The 1,863-nt window shown below is 65.9% G+C and carries 2 protein-coding genes; both read left to right on the forward strand.

Features of this window, described 5'->3' with window-relative positions; translation table 11 throughout:
- On the forward strand, nt 1-733 hold a 733-nt coding region (locus EOA60_RS31075; protein WP_164899696.1), incomplete at its 5' end, for an SDR family oxidoreductase.
- 190 nt (nt 734-923) lie between these two features.
- The coding region (mepA, locus tag EOA60_RS31080; RefSeq protein ID WP_164899697.1) for a penicillin-insensitive murein endopeptidase at nt 924-1,863 on the forward strand (940 nt) is incomplete at its 3' end.

A 1,863-nucleotide genomic window follows, 5' to 3' on the forward strand; every position in this document is an offset into this window, starting at 1 on the left:
AATCAGCGATGCGCTTCGGCACACAACACATCTCATCGTCTTGGTCGCTCCGGACGAAGCGGGCGATCCGGTGCTCAACGCGGCAGGCGAGGCGATCCGGGCCAAGATGCCGGCGCTCCAATGGATCGGCTATCTTTCCACCGTCGGCGTCTACGGCGACCATGGCGGCGCCTGGGTCGACGAGAGCGCCGAGTGCAGGCCGGTTTCGAAGCGCTCGGTAATGCGGGTGGCGGCCGAACAGGAATGGCTGGCTCTTGGGCGGGAAATCGGAAAGCCGGTAGCGATCCTGCGGCTTTCCGGTATTTACGGCCCGGGCCGCAACGCGCTGGCCAATCTCGAGGACGGCACCGCGAGGCGGCTGGTCAAGCCCGGCCAGGTCTTCAACCGCATCCATTGCGACGACATCGCCGGCGCCCTGTGGCACCTGGCCGATAGCAATCGCGGCGGCATCTTCAATGTCACCGACGACGAGCCGGCGCCGCCGCAGGATGTCGTCGCCTACGCCGCCGGGGTGATGGGCGTGGAGGCGCCGCCGGAAATCCCCTTCGAAACCGCGCAACTTTCGCCCATGGCGCGGTCCTTCTACGGCGAAAACAAGCGCGTCGCCAACGCGGCGATCAAAGCGGCAGGCTACAGCTTTCGTTTGCCGAATTACCGGGTGGCGCTGGAGCGGATGTGGGCCGACGGCAACTGGCGAGACGGACAGCCGCGCAGTCCGATGAAACGCTCGTGAGCGAAGCGACGTGCATGGCGTGATATGATTCGCGCCTGAACTGCGTCGCGAATCTTTCAGCTTCGCTCCATGCGCTCCAGTTTTGATTTTATGCATGTCTTTATCCCGAAACCGGGTCCCACTTTCGGGAGACATGTTTTAGCATGCCGCCTGAGATTGCGTCGCGCCACTGGAGAGGGGACCCGACCTGATGACGTTGCGACCGCTGCCCGACAGGAAGCCGTTCCTGACCGCCGCGCTTGCCCTGGTGACCTTAGCCGGGCTGGCGGCGGCCGCGATCTCGGCCGAACCGCGCGCAAAAGACCTGTTCGGCGCCAAGAAGCTGCCGGCGGTGGCGCACGCGCAATCGTTCGGCTTTTACTCAAGAGGCTGCTTCACCGGCGGCGTCGCCTTGCCGGTGGACGGGCCGAGCTGGGAGGTGATGCGCCCCTCGCGAAACCGCCGCTGGGGCCATCCGGCGATGATTGCGCTGATCGAGAAGCTCGCTCGAGACGCCCAGGCGGATGGCTGGCCGGGGCTGCTGGTCGGCGATGTCTCGCAGCCGCGCGGCGGCCCGATGACGACCGGCCATGCCTCGCACCAGATCGGCCTCGATGCCGACATCTGGCTGACGCCGATGCCGCGGCGGCCGCTGACCATGGCGCAGCGCGAGAGCATGAGCGCGACGCTGATGGTCGACGAGAAGACGCATCTGGTGAAGGACGCGCTGTGGACGCCGTCCCATACGCGGCTTTTGAAGCGTGCGGCGAGCTACCCTGAGGTCGAGCGCATCCTGGTCAATCCGGGCATCAAGAAGAAACTTTGCGACACGGTCACTGGCGATCGCTCCTGGCTGCGCAAGATCCGGCCGTTCTGGGGCCATGACTATCATTTCCACATGCGTATCGGCTGCCAGGCGGGCTCGCCTGGCTGCAAGGCGCAGGAGGCGACGCCGGCCGATGACGGCTGCGGCAAACCGCTTGCCTGGTGGTTCACCGAGGAGCCGTGGCGGCCCAACAAGAACCCGGATGCGCCGAAAGCGCGCGATCTGATGACCATGGCCAATTTGCCGAAGGAGTGCCAGGCGGTGCTTGCAGCGCCGGACGCGCCTTCTCTGGAAGCGGTCACCTATCAGGGCGACGGCGCGGCAG

It is taken from the genome of Mesorhizobium sp. M1A.F.Ca.IN.020.06.1.1 (assembly GCF_004023265.1).
Lineage (GTDB): Bacteria > Pseudomonadota > Alphaproteobacteria > Rhizobiales > Rhizobiaceae > Mesorhizobium.